The organism is Paenibacillus sp. HWE-109 (genome assembly GCF_022163125.1).
GTDB lineage: Bacteria > Bacillota > Bacilli > Paenibacillales > NBRC-103111 > Paenibacillus_E.
The window spans coordinates 7,297,519-7,323,542 of the sequence record NZ_CP091881.1 but is presented as its reverse complement, the minus strand read 5'-3'; the positions used below and the strand labels follow the sequence as shown (position 1 = coordinate 7,323,542).

Annotated in this window: 21 protein-coding genes and 1 tRNA gene; 14 read left to right on the top strand and 8 right to left on the bottom strand. The window is 48.3% G+C overall.

Translation table 11 applies throughout. The features are described 5' to 3' along the window. Positions 1-3: 3 nt before the first annotated feature. The gene (locus tag LOZ80_RS31395) at positions 4-495 is read left to right on the top strand and encodes a DUF4446 family protein (RefSeq protein ID WP_238168274.1); all 492 of its coding nucleotides are present in this window, start codon (positions 4-6) and stop codon (positions 493-495) included. Here LOZ80_RS31395 and yyaC read toward each other — a convergent pair. Continuing rightward, on the bottom strand, positions 470-1,093 hold the full coding sequence (gene yyaC / locus LOZ80_RS31390; protein ID WP_238168273.1) for a spore protease YyaC: 624 nt from the start codon (positions 1,091-1,093) through the stop codon (positions 470-472). The two genes, LOZ80_RS31395 and yyaC, sit on opposite strands and share 26 nt — an antisense overlap. A gap of 99 nt (positions 1,094-1,192) precedes the next feature. Between yyaC and LOZ80_RS31385 the strand changes: the two genes are divergently transcribed. The 5 genes from LOZ80_RS31385 (at position 1,193) to LOZ80_RS31365 (ending at position 3,338) form a co-directional block, all read left to right on the top strand. Continuing rightward, positions 1,193-1,429: a putative Se/S carrier protein gene (locus LOZ80_RS31385; protein ID WP_189018974.1), complete on the top strand. Its 237-nt coding sequence runs from the start codon at positions 1,193-1,195 to the stop codon at positions 1,427-1,429. Between the two features lie 18 nt (positions 1,430-1,447). Next, complete coding sequence (locus LOZ80_RS31380; protein ID WP_238168272.1) at positions 1,448-2,302, top strand: mechanosensitive ion channel family protein; 855 nt, start codon at positions 1,448-1,450, stop codon at positions 2,300-2,302. A 31-nt stretch (positions 2,303-2,333) separates the two neighbouring features. Further along, complete coding sequence (locus tag LOZ80_RS31375; RefSeq protein WP_238168271.1) at positions 2,334-2,549, top strand: DUF951 domain-containing protein; 216 nt, start codon at positions 2,334-2,336, stop codon at positions 2,547-2,549. A gap of 68 nt (positions 2,550-2,617) precedes the next feature. Continuing rightward, positions 2,618-2,705: transfer RNA gene (locus tag LOZ80_RS31370), tRNA-Ser, on the top strand. Between the two features lie 198 nt (positions 2,706-2,903). Then, positions 2,904-3,338 (top strand): hypothetical protein, encoded by a 435-nt coding sequence (locus LOZ80_RS31365; protein ID WP_238168270.1) that lies wholly within the window; start codon positions 2,904-2,906, stop codon positions 3,336-3,338. A gap of 126 nt (positions 3,339-3,464) precedes the next feature. Here LOZ80_RS31365 and LOZ80_RS31360 read toward each other — a convergent pair whose 3' ends face one another. The 3 genes from LOZ80_RS31360 to LOZ80_RS31350 form a co-directional block, all read right to left on the bottom strand. Next, positions 3,465-4,817: a right-handed parallel beta-helix repeat-containing protein gene (locus LOZ80_RS31360; protein ID WP_238168269.1), complete on the bottom strand. Its 1,353-nt coding sequence runs from the start codon at positions 4,815-4,817 to the stop codon at positions 3,465-3,467. 493 nt (positions 4,818-5,310) lie between these two features. After that, positions 5,311-5,580, bottom strand: a complete 270-nt coding sequence (locus tag LOZ80_RS31355; protein ID WP_238168268.1) for a hypothetical protein — start codon at positions 5,578-5,580, stop codon at positions 5,311-5,313. A 27-nt stretch (positions 5,581-5,607) separates the two neighbouring features. Next, on the bottom strand, positions 5,608-5,796 hold the full coding sequence (locus LOZ80_RS31350; RefSeq protein WP_079415831.1) for a YjzC family protein: 189 nt from the start codon (positions 5,794-5,796) through the stop codon (positions 5,608-5,610). Positions 5,797-6,037: 241 nt separating this feature from the next. Between LOZ80_RS31350 and rpsF the strand changes: the two genes are divergently transcribed. The 6 genes from rpsF to LOZ80_RS31320 all read left to right on the top strand — a co-directional run bounded on the left by rpsF (position 6,038) and on the right by LOZ80_RS31320 (position 17,536). Continuing rightward, positions 6,038-6,325, top strand: coding sequence for a 30S ribosomal protein S6 (gene rpsF / locus LOZ80_RS31345; protein WP_173221841.1), 288 nt, complete (start codon positions 6,038-6,040; stop codon positions 6,323-6,325). Positions 6,326-6,360: 35 nt separating this feature from the next. Then, positions 6,361-6,846 carry a single-stranded DNA-binding protein gene (gene ssb, locus LOZ80_RS31340; protein WP_079415827.1) on the top strand — a complete coding sequence of 162 codons (486 nt, stop codon included), beginning with the start codon at positions 6,361-6,363 and terminating at the stop codon, positions 6,844-6,846. Between the two features lie 24 nt (positions 6,847-6,870). Continuing rightward, entirely contained in the window at positions 6,871-7,158 is a 288-nt protein-coding gene (gene rpsR, locus LOZ80_RS31335) for a 30S ribosomal protein S18 (RefSeq protein WP_029196139.1), read from the top strand. Positions 7,159-7,907: 749 nt separating this feature from the next. Further along, the gene (locus LOZ80_RS31330) at positions 7,908-11,003 is read left to right on the top strand and encodes a hybrid sensor histidine kinase/response regulator (RefSeq protein ID WP_238168267.1); all 3,096 of its coding nucleotides are present in this window, start codon (positions 7,908-7,910) and stop codon (positions 11,001-11,003) included. Then, positions 11,000-12,127 (top strand): response regulator, encoded by a 1,128-nt coding sequence (locus LOZ80_RS31325; RefSeq protein ID WP_238168266.1) that lies wholly within the window; start codon positions 11,000-11,002, stop codon positions 12,125-12,127. The genes LOZ80_RS31330 and LOZ80_RS31325 overlap by 4 nt, the downstream gene beginning before the upstream one ends. A gap of 150 nt (positions 12,128-12,277) precedes the next feature. After that, the gene (locus LOZ80_RS31320) at positions 12,278-17,536 is read left to right on the top strand and encodes an NHL domain-containing protein (RefSeq protein WP_238168265.1); all 5,259 of its coding nucleotides are present in this window, start codon (positions 12,278-12,280) and stop codon (positions 17,534-17,536) included. A gap of 347 nt (positions 17,537-17,883) precedes the next feature. Here the strand turns inward: LOZ80_RS31320 and LOZ80_RS31315 are convergent, their stop codons facing one another. The 4 genes from LOZ80_RS31315 to LOZ80_RS31300 form a co-directional block, all read right to left on the bottom strand. Then, complete coding sequence (locus LOZ80_RS31315; RefSeq protein ID WP_238168264.1) at positions 17,884-20,640, bottom strand: S-layer homology domain-containing protein; 2,757 nt, start codon at positions 20,638-20,640, stop codon at positions 17,884-17,886. Positions 20,641-20,744: 104 nt separating this feature from the next. Beyond that, entirely contained in the window at positions 20,745-21,779 is a 1,035-nt protein-coding gene (locus tag LOZ80_RS31310) for an ABC transporter ATP-binding protein (RefSeq protein WP_238168263.1), read from the bottom strand. Continuing rightward, positions 21,776-23,518 (bottom strand): ABC transporter permease, encoded by a 1,743-nt coding sequence (locus LOZ80_RS31305; protein WP_238168262.1) that lies wholly within the window; start codon positions 23,516-23,518, stop codon positions 21,776-21,778. The genes LOZ80_RS31310 and LOZ80_RS31305 overlap by 4 nt, the downstream gene beginning before the upstream one ends. A gap of 19 nt (positions 23,519-23,537) precedes the next feature. After that, positions 23,538-24,587 carry an ABC transporter substrate-binding protein gene (locus LOZ80_RS31300; protein ID WP_238168261.1) on the bottom strand — a complete coding sequence of 350 codons (1,050 nt, stop codon included), beginning with the start codon at positions 24,585-24,587 and terminating at the stop codon, positions 23,538-23,540. A 203-nt stretch (positions 24,588-24,790) separates the two neighbouring features. Here LOZ80_RS31300 and LOZ80_RS31295 point away from each other — a divergent pair, with 203 nt between their 5' ends. Both LOZ80_RS31295 and LOZ80_RS31290 read left to right on the top strand, forming a co-directional pair. Next, a complete protein-coding gene (locus LOZ80_RS31295) occupies positions 24,791-25,102 on the top strand; it encodes a MazG-like family protein (RefSeq protein WP_238168260.1) in 312 nt (103 codons plus the stop codon). Positions 25,103-25,108: 6 nt separating this feature from the next. Further along, a complete protein-coding gene (locus LOZ80_RS31290; protein WP_238168259.1) occupies positions 25,109-26,023 on the top strand; it encodes a DUF2232 domain-containing protein in 915 nt (304 codons plus the stop codon). Position 26,024 lies beyond the last annotated feature (1 nt).

Sequence of the window (26,024 nt, the reverse complement as noted above, 5' to 3'; positions counted from 1 at the left end):
ACCATGGGGGAACTGTTTGGCATAGATGGCGGGTTCATTGTACTAGGTTGCTTTGCGCTCATTCTTGTTTTGTTTATTTTCATTATTGTGCTTTTTGTCAAACTATCGTCCTTGCGTAAACAATACACGCAGATGATGAATGGGTCCAAAGCAGAAAATATGGAGCAGCTCCTTATTGATATGCAGCATGGCTTAAACGAGCAAAAGGCCGAATCGCAAGCGACTGCAGCCAAGGTTGGAACGATTCAGAATGCGATGATGAAAATGAAATCCAAGGTAGCTATTCATCGCTACAATGCTTTTAATGAAGGCGGGAGCGATCTTAGCTTCACAATTGCGATCCTGGATGAGTATCAAGATGGTGTCATTCTAACGGGAATACATAGTCGAGAACAAATGTATTTGTATGCGAAGCCAATTCAAAAAGCACAATCCACATATACGCTTAGCCCGGAAGAAAAAGAGGCTATTAATCAAACTTTAAAGCAGCCGTAGCATTCGGTGTGTAGGCTTGGGTACGACGCAAAGCAGCGTGCAGGGCATCACCAATGATATGAGCCATATTCATAACTAAGCTAAGACGAGTATTTTGAAGGACGAAATATTCCATGAAGCCGCCAACGTTAACAATTCCGGTTACATGGATGTTGCCGACCGGAGGTAAGTCCTTATTCACGCCGGCACCGGGTTTCAAAGGTCCATCAGCGACTTGAATGCATCCGACACTGGACACCTGCCCCAAACAGGCATCAACGGCAACAATAAAAGGATTTTGAAATTGTTGTTGGATTTTTGCCACGGTCTCGGATAAATTCATAGCATGAACAGGCTCATCCAAAGTGCCAAAAAGGTGGAGATTACGAAGCGAAGGAATTCGGTTCAAATGAGTGCCAACTAGTGGTCCAAGGGAATCGCCGGTTGAGCGATCTGTTCCTACACAAATAACAACGATAGGTTGATAGGTTGGAAGTTTGCTGAAGATCGATTGTAAATGTTTAGAGAGAAGAAACGGGGTATCGGCATCGGTGTGCTGGATTTTCAGTGGGGCTAAATCCGTGTTCGTAACGCCGTCCAAACCAAATTGAAATTTCATATTATCCCTCCAAATGCTATTTCATTTTTTTACTAGTATATGGATAGATAGGGACATTTATACGTAGGGTGAGGAGGATTTCCCCTGAAATATTCAGAGATGTTATTAGCATTCGATTCTACGCAGCAAGCACTGAGAGCCGAGATGCTGCTAGAGTACGCAGATATTGAAATTGACATCAGACCTACGCCTAAGGAAGTCACTGCTGGCTGTGCGCTTTCTATTGAATTTCCAGGAGAGAATCTATCACAAGTGAAAGAGATTATTGCTTCTGAGCATGTCGAAATTAGAGGCATTTATTTCAAAAAAGAAGATAAATATGTTACCATGGAATGAAGATAAGGAGGTCTGGCTATGGCCTTTATCACGAATTATTTTACAAGCTTGACGCAGTGGATATCGGAACATGTGACCAAACCGGAAATGCTAGCTTCGATATTTTGGATTATCGTAAGAATTATATTAATCTATGTAGCCGCTAAAGTTTGCATTCAAATTGCGAACAAAACGATTTCTCATATGATGATAGCGAGAGATAAGTCACCGTTAAAATTTGATAGAAGAAGATCGAATACGATCGGAAGTCTGTTACATAATTTAATTACGTATACGATTAATTTCATTTGTATTATGCTCATTCTTAGTCAAGTTGGCCTTAATCTAGGGCCGCTGCTTGCGGGTGCTGGTGTTCTTGGTTTGGCCATTGGTTTTGGGGCGCAAAGTTTGGTCAAAGATGTAATAACGGGATTCTTTATTATTTTCGAAGATCAATTCGGTGTGGGGGATGTTATTCAGATTGATCAATTCAAAGGAACGGTTGAAGAGATCGGAATTCGTGTAACGAGAATCAAAAGTTGGACCGGTGAAGTCCACATCATTCCGAATGGGAACATTAAACAAGTCACCAACTTCTCTACCTACAATTCTTTGGCTGTTGTTGATGTGACGGTGCCGAATCATCTTGATATTGATCAAGCAACACAAATTCTCAAAGATACGGTCAAGCATGTACAGACGCTTACAGACAATATTGTTAAGGAACCTGAAGTGCTGGGTGTGCAGGTTGTCGGATCGGCGGATTTGAAAATTCGGGTTATCGCAGAGTGCAAGCCAACAACACAGTTCAATGTTACCAGACTTCTGAATGTTGAAATCAAAAAACAACTAGATATGAGTCAAATAGAAGTGATAAATCTAGGAGGCTCCTAACGAATTTGACTTGAAAAGGGGTGACAGGCGAATGGAGAAGAAGCAGTATCAGCTAGGCGATATTGTGCAGATGAAAAAGCCCCATCCGTGTGGCACTAATGAAATGGAAATCATTCGCATGGGCATGGATATTCGAATCAAATGTGTAGGCTGCAAACATAGTGTTCTCGTGCCTAGAACGAAGTTCGAAAGCAAGCTGAAAAAGGTGCTCAGATCGAATGCGCAGGCGGAAGAAGAGACTTCCTGAATGATTGAGGAAAAACACTTGCGAGAGACAGACTTTTTTGATACAATAAGTCCTGTTCTCGTTTTCTTGGAAAGGTACCCAAGTGGTCCAAGGGGGCTGACTCGAAATCAGTTAGGCGTCGCGAGGCGTGCGTGGGTTCGACTCCCACTCTTTCCGTATCGATAACAAACATGCTAAAGCCTTCTGCGTTGATATCAACGTGGGGGGCTTTTTCTCTTTTTGAAACCATTTCTATGGTTATTACGTCTAGAATGATGAATAGAGCTTATTTGCTCTATGCGGGGATAAAAGGAAAGTAAAGTTAGCAGAATAAGTCCAAGTCTGGATTTAGGCGCTAAGAAGGAGGTAATTGGTATGAAAAATTGGTTGATGATCATGGTGGTACTGGCGGTAGTCGTTACAGGGTGTTCTAAGAAGGATACAGGGACAAGTACATCAAGTCCTAGTCCAACAACAGGGGCAACCGTACAGCCCTCAGCAGGGGCTTCTGCGACGCCTAGTGGGACAAGCGGTGGTACAACAGCAACAGCTACTCCACAAGCTGGCAGCAAGGACGCAGTGAAGGATGAGCCACTTCCGAAAATTACGAAGGAACAAGCCGATAAGATAAACATGACGGGAACCTATGACGATCTGGTTAAACAAACAGGCGCTAAAGGCAAGTTAGTTAAAGATGAGAATGGCAAGAAGACCTATGATTTCGAAATATCGAATCAGCCGGGTTATTATTTGGAAGTTGTGTTTTTCGATGACGGCAAGATTTCGGAGAAAAGAGTATTCCAAAAATAAGCAGAAGGCCGCGCAACTGGAATCCGTTGCGCGGCCTTTTTGTGTGTCATCTGACGAGTTTGGAAATGCCTATCGGGCAAAGCTATGAAGCAGGGCGGAATAAGCATAATCAGTTAGTCAGATTGCCTAAAGGGCTGAAGTTACTGTGTCCTTGCCCTTATCGGTTATCTTCTCGCCATTGCCTGTGCCAAGGTTTCCGAATAACACTGTTTCCTGGCAGTTCCCATCTGTAATGCGAATTGGTGCTTTGGTGCAGCGGTTTAGACTGTTGCTGGTGACTTGGTTTCTATCGCAGAAAGATCCGGTACCTTTGCCCTCCGAGGCGAGGAGAATCCCATCACCCTTACAGCCTTGAACCGTGTTATGCCAAACTTGATTGTCATAGGCATTGATGAGATGAAGAGCTGCGAAGCCGATAGTTTGCAGCTGGTTATCTGAGATTTGATTATAATGAGGCCGTTCCTTCTGGCGATCAGCCGCTCCCAACAATTGAATGCCGCTATCATCTATGTCACTTAACACATTGGAAGAAATGATGTTGGATATACAATTGCCCTTGAGGCGGATGCCGACCGTATAGCCGGTTTTGCCGCTGGAGTTCGTGAAGTTCTCTATCGTGTTGCCAGAGATCGTATTGAGCTTGCACGGTTCCTCTTTGGGGGCGGATACGAGATCGATGCCGGATGTGTAGCATTTTTGCATGTGATTGCGAGTGATGACGGAGTTACGGCTGCCATTGCTCATGGAGATGCAGGTTTGGAACAGCATGTTGAAATAATTTTGGGCCAGGTAATGATCGGCTGCATTACTGCACCAGATACCGAAGCCTTGCGAATCGTAATCTAAGGTCCCTATGATTGTATCGAAGGTGCAGCCTTCTACAACGACACGGGAGGAATCTACGGATTTCACACCATTATCAATGGAGGAAAATAAGCAATCGGTGATGCGGATATCGCTCGCTTGATTGAGTGAAACTCCGCTTTCTAGCAGCGGAACGGACGTCATGCCAAAGGTGCCGACACCTTGGAAGGCCAAGCGATGAATATGTATGTGATGAGCGGCGGATATATTCAGGATTCCGAACTTATTCATGGAAGAGCGAAGAATGCTGTTATTGCCAGTTCCCATCAAAGTAACATTAGAGCTGAGCCGCAAAGGCATTTTGACAAAATAGACGCCTGCTGGAACGAAAACGATCCCCCCAGTGATTGCTGCGGCGTCCAGAGCACTTTGAATATAAGGAGCGTCATCCTCATCAAAGCGGAAATTACCCCGAGCTCCGTAGTCCTTGATGTTGTAGATCACAGAGGAAGGGGATGCAGCTTGTGCGGTTGCAGCGTTAAGAAAAACGTCTCCCGTGGCCAAAGCTAGTCCTGCAGCACCTAAGGTAGACAAGAGCTTCCTACGGCTAATCGAGCTGGAAGGGGCGGGTTGCAGGGATGGATCAGTCGGATGTTTATGATTATTCGTGTCCAAAAGGTCACCTCATAGATAGATTGGTAGATATAGTAAATTATAAGGCATAGCCTTCCGTACGGGAAGAGTGGAATATGAAAAAGAGGCTGTCCCATAATAACGATAATAGTAGGGGATAGTTCTAGCGCGGCTTGGTGAATGGGGTGCAAGGATTAAAAAAGAGAGGCTGTCCTCAAAGTCATTTTGTATGACTTTGAGGACAGCCTCGGCGTCCGAGCCCTGTTCCCAATCCCCCATATAATCCATCGTTATTCTAATGAACTGTACGATGCTTATAGATGAGAAATTGGCTTGTTTGATGATCTAGTGAACTGAATTGGCTCTATTGAGTCGCTTATAGGCGAAATGGTGATCTTTTTCTTGGGATAACGCTCTGGGAATTCGTTAGATTTTCTTAAATGGCCTTTTTGATCAAATAAAGGTTGCTGAATTCGTAAGAGAGGGCTTGGCTCAAGGTTCACTAATTTTTGGGACAATCCCTCTTCAAAGACAACTAGTCTGCTCGATTATTCCTGTAGCTGACAGAGTAGCGGTCGATGACATAGCCGACTAGTGACCAGGAAGCAATAGTCAATGCGTAGATGATAAGCATCCTAAACATGGAGATTTCATAGATGTCAGTAAATGTGGACGCGAACCATGCTGGCACACTGAGAGCGTAGAAGATCATATAGAAGGCATCGTGATCATGAAATAAATAATGCATCAAGCATAGGGCTGCGCCGATAAAAGTGAACAGCCACGTAAATGTTGTTGTTTTCATGGAGTCATTCTCCTTGTCATGATCGAACTACTGCCTTAACCCCTTGCGGTGCCATTTGCGATTATGGTTGCTAGTTGCCGGAAAAGTGTCGCCTTTTTTCAAGGTGACGGTTTTGGGATTATTAATGCCCATGTGAAAGGCATTCTCGCCAATTTCCATATACTCACCATCATTAGGAACATGATCGCCTTCGTTAAAATGTGTCCATTCACCCATAATGATCACCTCTTCATAAGAATTATAATCGTAGTTAGATTACCCCAAGAAGAGGGAAGCATGTATGTTGAACATTGCCATGTTCATCCTTTGCACTTTATGAGAGAAAAACTTGTAATCTGTCGCTCGATTTGCTATAGTATTCAGGTGCGAGTTTTGAATAAGAATCCTCGCTCCTTGCTCCTTCGCTTGTCTAACAAGTTTGAATAGGAGCCGCTTAGTCCAAAAGGAGGTGAAATACATGCGCAAATATGAAATGATGTACATCATTCGTACTGACATTGAGCAAGAAGTTGTTCAATCTACAGTAGAAAAGTTCCAAGGCATCATCACGAACGGTGGAGGCGAAGTCTCCAAACATGACCTGATGGGCAAACGCCGTCTTGCGTATGAGATCAATAAGTTCCGTGACGGGCACTATGTGCTGGTACACTTCAACGCAGAACCTGCTGTTGTAACAGAACTTGATCGCGTACTTAAGATTTCGGATGAAGTTATCCGTCACTTAATCACAAACGACGTAGCTTAAATGCATGCCAGTATTTTCGTCAGGGGGAATGTCCGATGTTGAACCGTGTTATTCTTATCGGTAGATTGACCAAAGATCCAGAGCTTCGCTATACGCCAGCCGGTGTAGCTGTTACGCAGTTTACTCTTGCAGTAGACCGCCCTTTCACAAGTGGAGGTTCGAAAGAACGGGAAGCGGACTTTATCAATATCGTCACGTGGAGGCAGCTTGCCGAAACATGCGCGAACTATTTGCGTAAAGGTCGTTTGACTGCTGTGGAAGGAAGAATTCAAGTACGTAATTATGATAATAACGAGGGTAAACGTGTTTACGTAACCGAAGTTATTGCCGATAATGTACGTTTCCTTGAGTCCAATAATAGTGCCGGAAGTCGAGAAGAAGGCGGATCATCTAACTCTAACGCTAGCTACGGCGGCGGAAGCGGTAGTGGCAATCGTGGCGGTGGATCGCGCGAGCAGCAGGATCCTTTCATTGATGACGGAAAACCGATCGATATTTCCGATGATGACTTGCCATTCTAAATGTAGAAAGGACTGAACAAACACATGGCTTTCCAAAAAAGAGATAACAATAGTGAAGATCGCGGCGATCGCAAATTTGCTCCTCGTGGCAAAGGCGGTAAAGGCAAACGTCGTAAAGTTTGTTACTTCACAGTTAACAAAATTAAGCACATTGACTATAAAGATATCGAGACTCTTAAGAAGTTCATCAGCGAGCGCGGGAAGATTCTTCCTAGACGTGTAACTGGTACTTCCGCTAAGTACCAACGTGCTTTGACGATTGCGATCAAACGCTCCCGTACAATCGCGTTGTTGCCTTACACAACGGAATAGGAACTAAACAAAGAACAGTCGGGAAACCGGCTGTTCTTTGTTTAGTTTAAAAAATAAGAAGCAAGAGCTGAAGTAAATGTCCGTTGACAAGTAGTGGTAAAGCAGAGAATTGAAGTGGTAGTAGAACGTAATTCCATAGAACAAAGTCTTTCTCTTACAACTAACGATAAGATAACTAATTGAAATGATGAGAAGCCTCTATTAAGGGGCTTTTTTACGTTAAGCAGTCATATCCTATCATTCAGAAAAGAGTTTTGATAATATCCTTAATTTGCAAAAGTTGAGAGGTTAAACCCATTTATGAATGGAATGATCTTAGTCTATATTTATAAGGCTGTTTTACATAAGTAGGAGTTGCCTACTAGCCTTAACCCTTATGAGTTGCAAATTCCGCCTCTAGTAATTAACCTTCAAGGTTGGTATAAAGGTTTCTATGAAACGATTGGAAATATTGGCGTTAGCGAAGAAGATAACGAGGTAGACTTTGGATTCTGGAACTCAACATCTAAGAAGTTTTATAATATACTAGGTGAGAGACTAGAGATTGAACCAAAGAATTGGGCAAGTGATGGATTGGTTAGTTACGGAGGTATAGGGCGAGAAGTTCACCGATTGTTGAATGGACAACCTCATATGCTGTAATAAAACATGGATTTTATATAGGTATAGATCAACTACTTTATTCGACAAGAACAGTGCTTTCGAGAACGTATTCACACAAACCGTTACTGAGTATGAGGGGAAGGCAGATGCGTAAAAAAGCAATAGCCGCATTCATAATTATTTGTGCGGCAATCACTCTTATGATGACGTACTTCATCTTGGCAAGCCGGCCTGCTGCAGGAAGCCGGCCTGAAGCGGTAAACGGGACAATGGATTTAACCGGCTGGAGCTTTGCCGATAACGGCAGCGTCCGTCTGGATGGAGAATGGGAATTTTACCCATATGTACTCCTGACTCCCGACGATTTTCTCCCGGAAACCAAGAACGGCAAGCTGCCTGAGATGAATGGTTATGTCCACGTGCCGAACAGATGGGAGCATTATACGGTCAAGGACTGGAAGAAGTCGCCTTACGGGTATGCCACCTTCCGGCTGCATGTTGAACTGCCGGATGGGGCTGGCCAAAGCTACGGGATCAGGCAGACGAATATCAAAACGGCCCATACTCTGTTCGTAAACGGCAAGAAGCTCGGCGGCCGGGGCACCCCGGGGATGGACAAGCAGGGAACGGTTTCTGTGAACTCGCCGTACGTCCGTTTTTTTTCGGCGGACGGCAACAGTCTTGATATCGTCGTGCAGGTTGCGAACTACCGGTATTCCCAGGGGGGCATTACCCAATCCATTGTATTGGGCTTTCAGGAGGACATTCAGTCCGCCCGGGAGTCGGCGATTGCCAAAGATTTGTTGGCCGCATCAACCTTTCTGTTAATCGGAGCCTTTTTCATTCTGCTTTTTTGGTGGGTGCAGGGGCGGGAGCGTTCGTGGCTCTATTTCGGGTTGAGCTGTGTAACAACGGCCTTGTATTCGATGACGCACAGCGAAAAAATCGCGATGCTGCCCCTAGCGGCATTTCCATACGAGCTGTTTACCAAAATCCAGGATTTTTCCGGGGTGTCGATAGAATTATTTTTGTTGCTGTATGCCAAACACTCCTATCCCAAGCTGTTTAATAGACATATGATGAAGCTGTTCGTAGCGGCAATCGCGGCGCGGATGCTGCTCATCGCGGCAACCCCGGCATCGGTATTTACTTATGCAAGTATTGTTAGCTTTGCTCTTACCTTTCTGGCTGTTCTCTATGTCATCTACGTGATGTCAGCTGGAGTTGTCCGCAGAATGGATGGCTCGGTTTATCTGCTTGTCGGCACATTGCCGTTATTGGTCATGGTTGTCCTGTCCTCCATGGATTACCTTGGTATTCCGGTCAACTTCCCCCTTCAGCTGTCCGCATGGATGGGCTTCTTCTTGGCGCATGGGCTGCTGCTGTCCAAACGGTTTGTCAATGAATTCGCTGCTGTTCGGATACTATCGGAGCGGCTGGAGTATATGGATCATTTGAAGGATGAATTTCTGGCCAATATATCCCATGAGCTGAAAACGCCGCTGCATGGAATTATCAACATATCCCAATCGCTGCTTGAGGAGGCGGCAGGTCCAATGACTCCACAGCAAGAGGAGAATGTAGCGATGATCGCGGGTGTTGGCAAGAGAATGGCTCATCTGGTGGGCGACCTGCTTGACTTTTCCAGATTGAAGAATGGAGAGCTGGCCCTGAATCAGCAGGCCATCGCTTTGCGTCCGGTTGTGCGCATTATATTCGAGATGTTCCGCCATTTGGCAGGCGATAAACCGGTGCGCTTTATTGACTTCCTGAGTGAGCGGCATATTGTTTATGCCGACGAGGACAGGCTGACGCAAATTTTGAACAATCTGGTCGGCAATGCGCTTAAATTTACTGCAGCAGGGGAAATTACCGTTTCGGCGCGGGAGGAGAACGGTTGGCTGGCGATTTCCGTTGCGGATACCGGGATCGGGATTCCATCTGATAAGCTGGAAGCGATCTTCGAAGCGTTCGAGCAAGCCGGGGACACGATTGCCAAGGATTACGGCGGAACCGGACTTGGGCTGAGCATTGCCAAACGGCTTGTGGAGTTGCATGGCGGAACGATTCGGGCGGAGTCGGAGCAGGGACAAGGCGCGGTATTTACGTTTACAGTGCCGCTCGCAAACGAAGCGGGCGAGCAACCGGTCGGTATGCGGGAGGAAAGAGTGAACACGCTGCTGGAGGCGGCTGCTTTGAAAGCCTTCCCGAAGGATACCATCCTCCTGGAAGGCGGCGGAGACTTTACCATCCTCGTTGTGGATGACGATGCCGCTAACCGTCAAGTACTGCTCAATCTGTTGTCCGTTGAAAAATATACGGTTATCGCCGTATCCAGCGGGAGTGAGGCGATCCGTCAATTGGAATTGAACCGGCGCATCGACCTGGCGGTTGTGGATCTGTTGATGCCCGGAATGTCCGGTTACGAGGTATGCCGGACCATTCGCAAGCGCTATTCCCTGTCAGACCTTCCGGTGCTGCTGCTTACAGCAAGAACCCGGCCGGAGGAAATGCTGGCCGCCTTCGATGAGGGCGTGAATGATTTTCTCGGCAAGCCGGTTGACGCCAGCGAATTGAAGGCGCGCATCCGGACGCTGCTGAAGATGAAAACATCCGTAAGCGAATCGGCAAGCAACGAGATGGCTTTCCTGCAGGCGCAGATCAAGCCTCACTTTCTGTACAATGCGCTGAATACAATCTCGGCCTTCTCGTTGGATGATCCGCAGGCTGCGCGGGACTTGCTTGCCAAACTCAGCCAGTATTTGCGGGGCAGCTTCGATTTTGGGAATCTGGACAGACTCATACCCTTGAGCAAGGAACTGGAGCTTGTTGAAGCCTACCTCTCGATTGAAAAAGCCCGCTTCGGGGGGCGGCTCCGCATCGTGTATGATATTGACGGTCAGGTCCATTGCCTGCTGCCGCCGATCGTTATTCAGCCATTGGTGGAAAATGCGGTGCAGCACGGCTTGGCTGATCGGAAACAGGGTGTTACGGTTGCGATCCTGGTTCGGGCAGCGGAAGACCATGTTGTCATTACTGTGGAGGATGACGGCGTAGGGTTTGAGCAGTCCTTGCAGGATAAATTATTCAGGGACAATGACGCGGAAAGCAGTGGTGTGGCTCTGGAAAACATTCAGCGCCGACTTGTTCGGGTGTACGGCCACGGCTTGGACATCAAAAGCAAGGCCACAGGTGGGACAACGGTAACGATCCGTATCCCAAAAGGAGGGCAATGGGTGTGATTAAGGTGATGGCGGTTGACGACGAGCTGCCTGCTTTAAAAATGGCGGAGAGCGTGCTCCGGACTTTTGACGATGTGGATATCTGCGGACTTTTTCAAGATCCGGAGGAACTGCTGGAGCGGGTGCCCGCGGCGGAACCGGACCTGGTGCTCGTCGATATGAAGATGCCCGGCATGAACGGCCTGGAACTGGCCGGCCGTATTCAAGAGTGCAACGCCGGGGTTTCGATTGCTTTTGTTACGGCCTATGATCATTACGCGGTAGCTGCCTTTCAGGCGGAAGCGCTTGATTATGTGCTAAAGCCGGTAACGGCGGAGCGGCTGCGCCAGACATTGGACCGGATCGCCAGGAGGCGAAGGGTAGAACCTCTAGGCTTGGACTTGAAGCAGAAGATGTCCGTCCGCAGCTTTATACGATTTTCAGTGGAAGCCCCTGACGGGAAGGAGCTGAAATTTCGCAGGGCCAAGACGGAGGAGCTGCTTGCCTTCCTGCTTCATCATGGGAATCAGCCGGTTGCCAAAGAGAAGATTATGGATGCGTTATGGGGAGACCGTGACGCAGACCGGGCGCGGGGGATGCTGTATACGACGATGTATCAGCTGCGCAAGGAGCTGGAGGAGTTCGGCCTGTTCGAGGCTATCGAGCAGAGCCGCGCCGCAGGAGGACGCTGCCGCTTGGTACGGGTTCCGGATTTATGGGATTGCAGCGAATTTGAAAAAAGGTGCCGGCGTTTTAAGGAAGACCATCATATAGAAGATGCGCATCGGGCAGTGGAGTTGTACAAGGGCGGCTATTTAGTGGAGAACGGATATGAATGGGCGGCGGAAAAAAGAGAAGAGCTTGAGCTGGCGTACGTCGAGCTGCTCAACCATATTACCAATGATGCGGTGGGTCAGCACCGCTTTGATGCAGCCCTGCGGCATTTGGAAAGGTGGGCCCAGCTGCACCCTTTGACGGAACGCATTCATGTCAAAATCATTGCGCTGCATCTTTTGATGAATAACAAGGATGCGGCTGTAGCGCATGAAAGATGGCTCAGGAACTTATTCGCCCGTGAGCTGGGCGTTTCTCATGGCATCGACATGAGGACCTTGGCGTTGAATCCTTTAGCGGTATTCTCATAATGGAATGGGGTGCGGCCCTCTCGTCTGTCAGGACGGCGAGGGCCGTTTTGCTGTGTTCAAATTCGGTTCAAAATGAATTTGTATAATTATAGCGAAAAATGTCGTTTATTCATTTTATTTGGTATGCATCATGATGGAGGAGGGAAAGGAATGGGTAAAAAAGGAAAGCAGCTTGTGGCCTGTATGTTGACCGTTCTGCTGATGATAGGACTGTTGGTTGACGGGTCTGGGGGAAAAGCTTATGCCGCTGGCGGCTACACCATTACCTCAATAGCTGGTACGGGGGAGGTCGGCTTTACGGGCGACGGGGGGTTGGCGACGTCGGCTCAATTGGGCGGCCTGCCGGCGATTATGCTTCCGGGCCAGGACGTCGATGTAAGTGGAGGCATGGTGACGGATAGCAAGGGAAATCTGTATATAGCGGACACCAATAACCACCGGGTCCGCAAGATCGGAGCGGATGGCAAGATTAGCACGGTGGCGGGTACGGGTAAGGCCGGGTCCTCGGGGGACGGAGGCTTGGCTACGTCAGCCGAATTGAATAGACCAAGAGGTCTGGCGGTAGACAGCGGCGACAATCTGTATATCGCGGATGCCGGCAACAGTCGGATCCTGAAGGTACTTACAAACGGCAGGATTTCCACGGTGCCTGGCGGATTTAGCGAACCGCGAGGATTGGCTGTGGACAGCAAAGGAAATCTGTACATCGCCGAGTATGGCAACAACCTGATCCGGAAAGTGGATACGAACGGCAATAAAAGTACGGTAGCTGGCACCTACCAGAAGGGCTTTGGAGGGGACAGCCTGCCGGCGACGAAGGCTCTGTTGAACCATCCGAGCGGAGTAGGATTTGACAGCACGGGAATGATGTATATCTTTGACGAAGGCAACCGCCGCATTCGCAGAGTCGATCTTAACGGATTGATCTGGACCGAGGCCGGCGGCGGCCCTGGGTTTGGCAGCAAGCTCGAGGGAGAAAGTGCGACTGATGTTGCCCTGCAGGCTCCCAGAGCAATGGCGGTAGGCGCTGATGGCACGTTGTATATAGCGGATTATTTTAATCACCGGATTCTGAAGATTGATAATATCTTCCGGAAGATCAGCATTATCGCGGGCACTGGAATTCGCGGCTATTCTGGCGATGGCGGGGAGGCGAAGACGGCTCAATTAGAGAACCCCAATGCATTGGCCCTGGATAATAGTGGGAATTTGTATGTGGAGGATGCCCAAGGCACCCGGATCCGGAAGCTGACCCCACCAGCGGATAACTCCGAACCGGGAGGCAACGGGGGAGAGACGCCTGCTTGCAGCTACTGTCTCCAAGCCGTTGCCGGTGTAGGTGTTAACGGCTATTCGGGAGACGGGAATCTGGCCACCTTGGCCAGATTGAATAAGCCTTATGACGTGGCAACGAACAGCAAAGGAGATGTGTACATTGCGGATACATGGAACAATGCAATCAGAAAAGTAGACAAGGAGAGCAAGAAAATCAGCACGGTGACAGCCGACAAATTAATAGTAAGCTTTCCGACTGGAGTGACGTTTGATCAATCCGACAACCTGTATATCGCCAATAATAACCTTGGTACGGTTGTAAAGCTGGCTTCGGATGGCACCGTCAGCACGGTGGCGGGTACGATGGGTAAGGGGGGGTTCGGGAATTATGATGATCGTAAGCGGGGGGATGAAGGACCGGCGACTTCGGCCCAATTAAATAGCCCCAGTAAAGTGGCCATCGATAACAGCGGAAATCTATATATCATGGATGGCGAAGCTTATCGGGTTCGCAGGGTAGACAAGAATACCGGGATAATCAGTACAGTAGCCGGTACAGGAGTTAAAGGCTATTCGGGAGACGGAGGACCGGCAACCTCGGCACAAATAGGCTATGGTACGGGAATTGCCGTGGACAAGAGCGGAAACCTGTATATATCAGATCGGGATAAGAAAGCGATCCGCAAAATAGCGGCAGACGGAACGATCAGCGCGCTAATCTCCGACATCTATGCGGGAGGACTCGCCTTCGACAGCGACGGAAGTCTGTATATATCGGCAGGGTATGTCGTTAAAATGGATATCACCGGAGCAGTAAATAGCGATAGCGTAGCAACCGGGGCAAATGGCCTCACGGTAGACAAGGATGGCGTTCTGTATACCGCGGATCTTTACAGCAGCCAGGTTCGAAAGATAGGCCCGCCAAAGCCCGCATATACGCTCGGCGTGACTCCGCCTGCAGGGAGCAGCCATCTCGTCGGGGAGGATCAGGCGTTTAAGCTGAATGTATTGGACGAGGCGCAGAGCAAGGATCTGAAATTTAAGGACGGCACTTACGATGTGACCGTATCCGGCTATAGGGCAGCACCTAACGGCACCTATGGCAGCATCAACGGGAAAACCTTGACTGCAGGAACCACGACGGTGAGCGGCGTCCAGGTTGTGAAAGGAGAAGCCACGGTAAACCTGAGGCTGAACAAGGCGAGGGGGGCTTCCCTCGTCTTCAGTATGACGGGGGTCGCCACACCGTCGAAACAGGTGGATTACAATCTGGACACGGGCAGCCCGGCTACACTGGCGCTGACCACTGACCTGGCTGCGCCGGAGCAGGCCGGAGGCGTGTTTGCGCAGCAACCGGTCATAGCGGTTAACGATGCTTACGGCAACTGGGTATCGAAGGATAACAGCACCGTGGCGACTGTATCCAAGAAGGACACCGGAGCGTGGACATTGACGGGAACAACGGAGCAAAAAGCGAAATCGGGCCTAATCACCTATACCGACCTGGGCGCAGTGAACGAGGATGAGGTGGCAGGCGCTCAACTCGTGTTCAACGCAACGGGTTGGCCGCAGTTGACAAGCGCGTCCGTCACGCTGCCGGTGCCGGCGCCAAAGTATACGGTCAGCGCAGCCGCAGCTGCAGCCGCTCCTGTAGCGGGCGTGGACAATCTGGTCACACTGACCGTGAGGAACTCGCTGGGTGATACGGATACAACCTTCAACGGCGCTCATGAGGTTGCCATATCCGGCTACATCGCAGCGCCTGACGGCTCCTATGGCAGCCTTGGCGGGAATGCCTTAACCGTAACATCAAGCACGTACAGCGCCATGTTTGCCGACGGCATAGCCACGGTTCAGCTGCAGCTGAACCAAGCGGCGAAGCAATCTATCAGCTTGAGTGTAGCGGGTGTAGTAACACCGGCGGCGAATGTGCTGAGCATAACGCCGCAAGCGGGCAGCCCGGCTTCCCTGGCGCTGACCAAAGACCTGACGGCGCCAACCAGAAACGGCGGCCTGTTCGCACAGCAGCCGGTGGTGACGCTTCGGGATGCGTTCGGCAATACGAGTGTGGGCGACAGCAGCACCGTTGTGACCGTCTCGAAGAAGGATGCGGGCGATTGGACGTTAACGGGAGCAACGACCGCCACGGCAAGCTCCGGCATCGTCGCCTTCACGGGTCTGGGCGCAGCGAATGACGATGAGGTGACAGGAGCCCAGCTCGCCTTCGACGCGGCAGGCCTGCCGGGGGTTTCCAGTGCAGCCGTTACGCTTCCGGAGCCAGGGGCTGCCTTCGTTAACTTGAAGGTGGCTGCAAGCGGAGATAGCCATGTTCTTCTGGCATGGGAGGAAGTCTACGGAACTGTAAGCTACGCCGTATACCAGAGAACGGCTTCGGGCACGTATGGAGCACCAGCGGCTACGGTAAGCGGTTCTGTCTACGGCTACGATGCCAGCGAATTGACGAATGGCACAGCCTATTCCTTTATCGTCAAAGCCACCAACCGCAAGGGAGCTATCGTTACCTCCAATGAGGTAAGCGCAACACCTGGGGCGATACCGGCGGTACCTTCAGCGCCAACAGCTGTAACTGCAACAGCAGGGAATGGTCAGGCTATAGTCAGCTTCGCCATCCCAGCAGTCAACGGAGGAAGCGCAATAACAGTGTACGAGGTCACGGCCTTACCGGGGAATATAACGGCAACAGGTCCAGCAAGTCCGATCACAGTAACCGGTCTATCCAACGGAACAACCTATACGTTTACGGTAAGAGCTGTTAATCTTACAGGCAGCAGCGCCGCCTCCGACGTCTCCAATGCAGTGACGCCAACAGCGCCAGCCAGCAGTGGCGGCAGCCCGACAGAGCCCGAAACATCAAATTCGTCTGCCGGAGTTGAATTCCTGGTCAATGGCAAGGTTGAGAAAATAGGGACGGCAACGACAGCCAAGGTGAAGGATCAGACGGTCACTACGGTTGTGGTTGATCCGAAGGTGCTGGAGCGCAAGCTTGCGACAGAGGAACAGCATGCAGTGATTACGATTTCGGTGAATACAAAATCCGATGTGGTGATTGGAGAACTAAGCGGGCAAATCGTAAAAAACATGGAGCAAAAGGCTGCGGTCATTGTAGTCAAAACGGAGAACGCGACCTATACCTTGCCCGCAGAACAGATCAACATCAGTGGGCTTTCCGAGCAGCTTGGCAAAAATGTGCAGCTTCAGGATATTAAGATAACTGTTGAAATTTCCAAGCCGGCAGAGAGCACGGTGAAGCTGCTGGAGGAGGCGGCAGCAAAAGGAAGGTTTACGCCTGTCGCTCCGGCGCTCAACTTTACGGTAAGAGGCGCTTACGGAGATTCAACGGTTGAGGTGTCGAAATTCAACGCATACGTGGATAGAACAATCGTGATTCCGGAGGCTGTAAATTCAAGGGAAATCGTAACTGGGGTTGTCGTTGAACCGGACGGAGCCATTCGCCCTGTACCGACCCAATTGATTACAGTAGACGGCAAGTTTGTGGCTAAAGTGAGCAGCTTGACCAATAGCACGTATTCAATCGTAAGGCATAAAGAAGAGTACCAGGATATGGGGCAGCATTGGGCCAGGAATGCGGTGAACGAAATGGGCTTGCGGATGGTCGTTAACGGCACTGACAATCACCTGTTCCAACCCGATCAAGCGATTACACGGGCGGAGCTTGCTGCGATCCTGGTTCGGGGCTTGGGGTTGAAGATGGAGAGCGGATCAACGGCATTCACGGACGTGAAGCCTACGGATTGGTACAGCAGCCTAATTCAAACGGCCTATGCCTACAAGCTGATTAGCGGGTACGAAGACGGTTCCTTCCGTCCGAATGATATCGTTACCCGGGAACAAGCCATGGTCATGATCGCCAAAGCGATGACGATCACCAACCTGAAGGCCAAGCTGCCTGTCCAGTCAACTGATGCCACATTGCGGCCGTACACAGATACAGCAGCTGCATCCAGTTGGGCGCTAAGCAGTATAGCGGATAGTATTCAAGCAGAAGTTATTTCTGGAAGAGAAAGCAATGAGCTTGCACCAAAAGGGAAGCTGACCCGGGCAGAGGCTACCACGATTATTCAGCGGCTTCTGCAAAAATCCGGATTGATTTAAGTGATCCTGTCATAAACAGGAAGCTATTCTCAAGTATGCCCTTCCGAGCGACTGTGTCCACAGTTGCTTGGGAGGGCATTTTTGTTACCACATCAGAATGTTTAAGTTCTTTATAGCGCTAAAGCGCGTAGAACAGCATTCTGACTGTAAATAGAGAACATGGGATTGGTCCTTCTTCAGCCTTGGCTAACATGTTTTAATGCTTTCTGGTATAGGTCCAGTAAATAAAATTGGTATAGACAAGTGAGAAAAATGAAAACACCCCCTCCAGAACTCATTGGTTAACCCAACTGGGTTTTGCCAACTGATTATTCTAGAGGGGGCGCTCATTCCGAATTTAATTTGGATTACATCTTGAAAGTAACCATGAAGCGATTAATGATTGCTGCGACTTCAGCACGCGATGCCTCACCCGTTGGATCAAGGATGTCGTTACCTTTGCCGGAAAGCAAATTGTTGCTTATAGACCATTTCATCGCATCAACTGCCCACGTAGAGATTGTTTTCGCATCCGTGAAAGTCTCTAATGACTGGTTCGCGCTGACATTCAGTTTGTTTGCTTTTGCATAATTGAAAAGGATCTGTGCAAGTTGTTCCCGAGTAACAGATTGATTTGGGGCAAAACGGGTTTGATCAATCCCATTCACGATGTTATTCTGGTTGGCCCAAGCGATCGCATCGCTGTAATAGTCATTTGCATTCACATCTTCGAAACGATTAGCCCCTGCTTCTGGTTTGCCGGCTAAGCGGTGTATTACCGTGACAAGCATGCCGCGAGTCATCGTTGTGTCAGGGCTAAACGTATTTGCAGCGGTTCCACTGAACAATGAATGTTCCACAACGTAGTTGATGGATGAAGCCGCCCAGTGATTCGAAATATCATTAAAAGTAGGTCTAGCAGGCTTCGTTGGTTCGGTCGGTTTTTCAGGTTGTTCCGGAATTTTCTCGAAGGTCACAACAACTTGATCGGTAGATTTCAGACCCGTCAATTGCGTGAGCGCTCCCTTAGATACTCCATTAATCGTAACATCTTTAACCTGGTAACCTTTATCAGGCGTTATCGTAGCATTGCCATTGGAATCGGCAACTACCGTCCCTCCGACACCGGTTACGGATGCATTCGGCTTGCTGGAGCTGCTTCCTCCTGACGAACCGCTAGAAGGGTAAGCTTTTACGATAAAAGTATACTGTTTATCCTTGCTTTGGTCGCCGCGCGATACCGTTGCAGTCAGTGTGACATTCGCATCCCCCGAGCCGGAAGATGGGCGTGTAATGATCGCGTTATTCTTGTCGATGCGAATGATATTCTCGTTGCTGCTTTTCCACGCGATCTGAGTGCCATGCTGCCCTACGGAAGGGAGCGGAACGTTAGCGACAATCGCACTCGTGTCGCCAAGCGTTGAAGATACACTCGCAATCGTATCGTTAATAGCTTGCTCGTCGCTGAGCGCAGCGACATTAACAAAGATCGGGTTGGAATAAAACCATAAGCCTGTATAGTTGCGGTCATTAATATTGTTAAAGCGTTCTTCGTTCTGTTCCGGTGTTACGCTGCCGCTATAATCAAATGACTGATCCTGCAGCGGCTCGCCATTAGTGGTGAAGCCTGCAACGTCTGTACCAAGGTTCGTGCCGCGCAGACGATAATAACGGTTTTTATCCGCAGGCACCTTGTAGGAAATCGTGTAATATCCCTCGGCATCCGGCTGGCCCCAATCGTCTTTCGTAAAACGTTTAACGACTTTCGTCGTGGCATTTGTTGTATTGCTAGCATATTGACCTACATCGAGCTTGCCGGTCACTTCTCCGGAGATCAGATCGACATGATCGACTTTGACATCATTCGTGACTGAAGTATTATGAGAGCTAATTGACGCATAGTTGTTGTGTTCCGGGCTCTTGAAGCGAATACTGATCGTTGTCAGATCCCCTTGGGTCACTTGCAGGTTCCCGCCCATATCAGCCTGACTGCCATCCCCGGTTGCCTTAAAATCAAGCGCATCGATAAGATCGCCATAAACGGCAAAGGACTTCCCTGAGCGCATACCTTCTACAACATCTTTAAAGGTATTGCCCTCGACCCAAGTGATATTCCGCGAGTACTCGCTAGGCCAATAGCCGCTGGAATAATTCCGATTGCTGCTCACCTTAAAATGAAAGTCGGAATTGGTGAAATTCCAGAAGCGGCGGCCTTCGCCTAACAAAGCATCCCACATGCCGCCGATCTTGCCGACCATGACGTCGGCTCCGCCGTATATGTCAGCTAATTCCGATCTGTTCTTGCCGGCTGCCATCTGGTTACCTGGCAACCCTTCCATGCCAAACACAATTTCAGGAGCAGCATCGTTCATCTTGCGAATGTTTTCGATTGTGACAACACCCGAGCTGTCGCCGTTATGTCTGGACGGATGGTTAAGCAACACATAGCTCTCCGGATATTTCTTTCCCAGCCATTCAATAGCTTCTAGGGTTTTAGATTTATCAGGTTTCAACTCATTCTTTGTTGGCCTTGCTCCCCAAAGAGTGGCCTCATTGGCGTGAAACATCCCTGGAGTTGTATCGTAGCTATACAACCACTCGAATTGGTGAATCGCATCGATGGGCACTTCATTACTATTGGAATCAATAATGCCGACAGAACCGTGATCCAAACCCATCATATCCCATTCGAAGCCGGAGAAAATGAGTTTGTCTTTATATTTGCCGGCAGCTTGGAGCGCTTTAAGCTTGTCCTGTTGATCTTTAATCGCTTCCCAACGTGCAGTGGCCTTGTTGTTGCCATCCGGGTCTCTCGGCGAATCGCGCAGATGGTCGGCAAGCGCGATGTAATCGAATGGATTGCCGTACGTCAGCGAAGTGACCGATTCTGCAGACTTCTTATCGAGATCCTCTCGAAACGCAGCATCAAGTACATTTTCCAATTTCATAAAGGATTCTGACGCATCAGCCGACTGTACGGTATGGGTGTGGTACTCACCGGACATCCATCTCCCGGTTGAATTGGCGGATGGCGTGTTGTCGGCTGCAGACGCCGTCACCAAGTTCTGAGCTAGTGTTAAAAAAGCGAACGAGGTGCAAATGAAAGGCTTCAGTTTGCTGTTCATAGTGTTGTAATTCCCTCCAATGCAGTATGGTATCGATACAAGTATAGAGGTGAACTGTAAATTTACATGCTGAATTGTTGAAGTGTTTTGTAAAAAAACTACAACTAACAGGATAATCCGAGGGATACTTTGTCATGCAGTTGAAAATGGAGCGGGGAGCTGATTTCCCACTGGCCGTCTTCGGAGCGGATAACATAATGGAATTCCCTTCCTTGAAATTGCACATTAACAACCTCACCCTGAATACCTGACTGATGGGGAGGGCTCAATTGAAATTGATCGGGGCGAACTGGATATAAACCAGTCGCTCTAAAGTAGTCAGCTACTTGTTTGCCATGCCACTGGACGGTTCCATCAGAACTTATCGGTGCAAACAAGTCGTTATGCCAGCGGCCGCGGACCAAATTGGCTTTGGAAACAAATTTGGCAACAAATTCCGTTTGCGGTCGCAAATAAATATCTTGCGGTGTTCCGATCTGCTCAATTTGTCCGTCCTTCATGACAACGATTCGATCTGCCATGGCCAGAGCCTCGCCCTGATCATGGGTGACGTAAACGACAGCAGTTCCGGTCTGCCTGTGGATGGATTGAATCTCACGACGCATATCCATGCGCAGCATGGCATCCAAACTGCTGAGCGGTTCGTCCATCAACAGCAGGGAAGGTTCGGAAGCAATCGCTCTAGCCAGAGCGACCCGCTGCTTTTGGCCGCCAGACAGCTCATGCGGCATACGTAAAGCGTGCTGTGACAAGCCGACCATCTGAAGCACTTCGGTAATACGATCCTGCTCCCTGTTTTTAATAGAGGCTGGCGTCTCTTTATGATGACGGATGGGAAACCGTACATGCTCAGTGACATTCAGGTGCGGCCACAAGGCGAAGGCCTGGAAGACCATGCCGATTCTTCTTTTTTCCGGAGGAAGGCTAAAGCCTGGCTTCGCTACCGTAGTATGATTCATCAGGATTTCTCCAGTTGTGGGCTGTTCAAATCCGGCAAGCATGCGCAGCAGGGTTGTTTTACCGCAGCCGGATGGACCTAGAATGGCAACGAATTCGCCTTCGGCGATCGATAAATTTAATAATTTCAGCGCTTGAAAGCTTCCGAATTTTTTACTAACGTTGGCGATTTGAATGCTCATGGCTGCTGAACTCCTTTTTTGGATTGAAACTTCTCAAACAGATGAAGAATGACCATGCCTAGAACGATTAAGATGACAATTAAACTGGATAGCGCCGTGGAGTACAGGGTATTACCAGCCTGCTCAAAGCTGAATATCGTAACACCGATCGTTTGAGAGCCGGTTGACCATAGCAGTGCGGATACGGTTAGTTCCGTGAAAGCTGTCAAAAAGACAAGAAACGCTCCGCTCAACAGCCCCGGAAGCAGAAGCGGTAATAGAATGGATGTCCATTTCCGCCAAAAACCAGCGCCGAAAATATGTGCGGCCTCTTCCATGGAGGCATCGATTTGCATAAAAGCTGTAATGCTTGCGCGGACCTGCAAAATAAGAAACCGGCAGACATAAGCAATAAATAAAATGCGAATGGACCCATAAACGCCGGGATTCCAGCCAGGTACTGGTTCCATCCATGCGAATATCATGGACAGCGCAAACACGATTCCAGGCAATGTATAGGGGAGGGCGACAGCTAGCTCTGTCGTTTTGGTTATCCACGAAGGCTTGCGTACGCGAACATAAGCAATCAGGGATCCGAGTACTAAGCAAACGACCAGAGTTGTCGCAGAAAGCATGAAGCTGTTTTTAATGGATTGCCATACTTTCGGATTCTCAAGCAGGATGTAATGATAATTGGCAAACGTCAAATGGATAGATTTAAAAGGAAGCCCATATGCTTTTTTTAAGGAGATCGCAACCATGGAGCTTAACGGCACTACAGTAATCAAAGCGAGAAACGCCCAGATGGCCGTGGTTATCCATGATCTGTGCTTTCCAAGCAAGTGGCGTGGACTGTTATCGATTATAACGGTATCCACCGCTTTGATTTTTTTGACGGAGAGCCATTGCAGGAGCGTACCAATGACCGCGATAATGCCCAGCATAACGGATAAAGCGGCTGCCCTTGCAAAAGCGGAAGGACCAAAACCGATAATTTCCTCATAAATCAATGTGCTTAATACGGATATATTTTTGGGAATGCCAAGAAAGGCTGGAATTCCGAAATTATCTAAAGAAGCCAGGAATACGAGCAGTCCGCCAGCGGTTAAACCAGGTAAAGACAAGGGGAGGGTGACCAGATAAAATGTTTTCCATCTTCCGGCGCCGCTTGCTCTTGTTGCCCACTCAAGATCCCGAGGAATTTTTTTGAGCACATCAACTGTCAATAAATAAACAAGCGGGAAATGATGAATACCCATTACGAAGATAATGCCGCCGTAGCTGTACATGCTCCATGGTTTAGCATCAGGATTAAAAAAGTGCAGAAGATTAGCTACGATTCCTTGCGTGCCCATGAAGGACGACCAAGATAAGGTTAAGACGTAAGAAGGCAGTATAAAGGAAAGCAAAATAGCCATATGAAGTAGTTTCTTATGTTTAAGATCGGTATAAGCTATGAACCAAGCCGATAAGACGCCTAGTATAATGGATAACAGGGAGGAGCCAGTAACGATAACGAATGTGTCTTTGAGCGTTTTCCACAGTCTGTCCTGCTTCAGCATTTCCATATAATGCGTTAAGGTTAGACCAGCTCCGCTTTGCATGCTTAAATAGATTAATTTAGCAATGGGTATGATAAAGAACACAACAAGCAAGATGACGGTTAATAGAATAGCAGCTCTTTTCATAAAAAAGGGGAGGAGTGCAGGTTTGATCCCGACTTCCTCCCTCGCAATTTGAATCTTCTTTGAATCGATCATTGTTTAGGTGCTCCGCTTCTTATTGTCCGAATAACTGAGTAAACTGTTTCTTGTCTGCGTCACGAGCTTCTGTCAGTTTGGTTATGTCAGAGGAGATTACTTTGAAATCGGAGATGCTTTTTAGACCTTTTGGAGCCGGAACACCTTCGCGAATGGGGGTGTAGCCGATATCGGAAGCTAATTTTTGGCCATCTTCGGATAATACGAAGTCGACAAAAGCTTGCGCTGCTTTTTCATTTGCTGCATTTTTTATGATGCCGATAGGCTCTGTAATAACGGGGACACCCTCTGTAGGGTAGATCAAATCAACCGCAGAACCCTTGGCTTTCTCACGGGCTACCAGATAGTCAACGACCATGCCGTACGATTTTTCTCCAGCGGCTACAGCATTAAGCACAGCTCCGTTTCCTTTGACAACGGACATATTGTTCGCTTTTAAACCTTTGAAATAGTCCCAACCGAATCCGTCTGTGCGAGTCAATACGCCTAAATTATAAGCAGCAGCACCGGAGTAGATCGGGCTTGGCATGATAGCCGCATCTTTGCTCTCCGCAGAGGAAAGTACTTTCCAAGAGGTCGGAATTGCCTTTACTTTTTGTGTATTAATCGCAAGAACGGTTGCCATAACTTTCGTTCCCGCATACATTCCCTCTGGATCAACCAGATCTTTTGGAATTTTTGCTAATTCCGGTGATTTATAAGATGTTAGCAGATTCTGCTTCTTTAAACCTTCAAAGGTTACGGAATCAGCGAGTAAAAGCACATCCGCTTGCACTTTGCCGGCTTGATTCTCGGCCTGGATTTTGGCAGTTACTTCTTCCGTTCCAGAACGGAAATTTTCTACTTTCACATCGGGATACTTCTTATTGAATGCGGCGATTAGCTTCGTTACATCATCTTCTGGTTGGGAGGTATAGAACGTCAGCTTCCCTGAAACTTTCGATGCTGCTGCTTGCGGAGTCGCCTGAGCTCCTTGAGAAGGGGATGGTTGGGCTGTTTTTGCACCGCAGCCGCTTACTACGAGTAGTACTGCCAAGCTAGCTAAGATAGATCCTTTTTTCATCAACATGGTTCTCTCCCTAAATATCTTTTATTTTTAGTATATAAAGCATTTGTCAGAAGGCTGTTAACTGTGGATTCCTAGTTTGTAAACATGACATGAGGGAATCTCCGGTAGTTAGGATCCACAACGTTCGTAGAGGTTTTCTTTTCTTGTGCCTATTTGTGGTATAATTGACACCATAGTCTTTGTTGGGTGGGGAGAGATGACGGTTGCTGAATAGGGAAAAGGATGTAGACCTAGCCAGACGGGCCAAAGTCATTGAATGGCTCAAGACAGAAGTCGTAGATCATGTAGCACATCTACTCAAAGGGATTTGGGAAGGCAGCCAGGTGAAAATTGTAGATGGTCTAGCCAGTCTAATTTCGAGCAGCTATATTTTGGGACGAAGACTTGGCATTTCCTATCGCAGTTTAGACGAAGCTATCGTTGAGAAAATGAAGAAGCACCGCCAAGAGGGCCATCAACTTGAGGATTGGTACGGCGACATTTCATCGCTTGAAGAACATTTACGTAAGAGGTGAGCCCGGTTGGGGAATCGAAATTGGCAAAGCATCATATGGAGTGCAGTGACGGTTGTTTCATTGCTATCTTTAATGACGCCTTTTATTATTTTCACATTTAGTTTTTTAATCATTCCAGTTCTAATGTTGTACGTGAAATCAAGCACGAGAAGGTTCGTTATCAGTTATGTGGTTAGCTTGCTCGTCGTTTATTTATTAACCCAGTGGCATGGCATTACGCTGATCTCATTATCGTTGTTCCTGCTGCCGCCAGTTCTTGTTATGGGTAACTTATATAAACGCAAAGCAGCTGCAAGATCGGTGCTGACAGCCGGTATTATTACGATTCTAGCTGAATCGCTTATGAGTCTCTTGATCGGGTTCTCGCTAGGATTTAATCCGGTTGCCAAATTCAAGACGTTCATGATGGATAGCATTGCTAGTATGCCGGCAAGCATTCAAGAAGTATTGCCTAAGGACCAAGACTGGTATGTAAGTTTCATTGTGCATGTCATCCCTCTGTATTTGATTTTTGTAGCGTTGTTCTACACCTTTGTCACCCATGGGATTACCCGGTGGTTGCTCAACAAGACAGGGGAAGGGATTCCCGGACTGCGTCCAATGCGCGAGTGGATGCTGCAGAAATCGCTTGTCTGGATCTACCTGGTTGTGTTTGTTTTAGACTTATTTACGGATCCGAATTCAAACTCTTTGATTTCCACTTTGTTGATGAATGCGATGCCGCTGCTTATGTTGGCTTTCACGATTCAAGCGATTTGCTTTTTATTCTTTGTCGCGCACGCCAACAAGTGGAAACCGATTTTGCCGATTGTGGGAATACTTATCGTTTGTTTCATGCCTCCACTTTTTATCGTATACAGCTTATTAGGGGTATTTGATGTTGCGTTTCCAATCCGTGAACGGTTCAAGAAAAATTTATAGG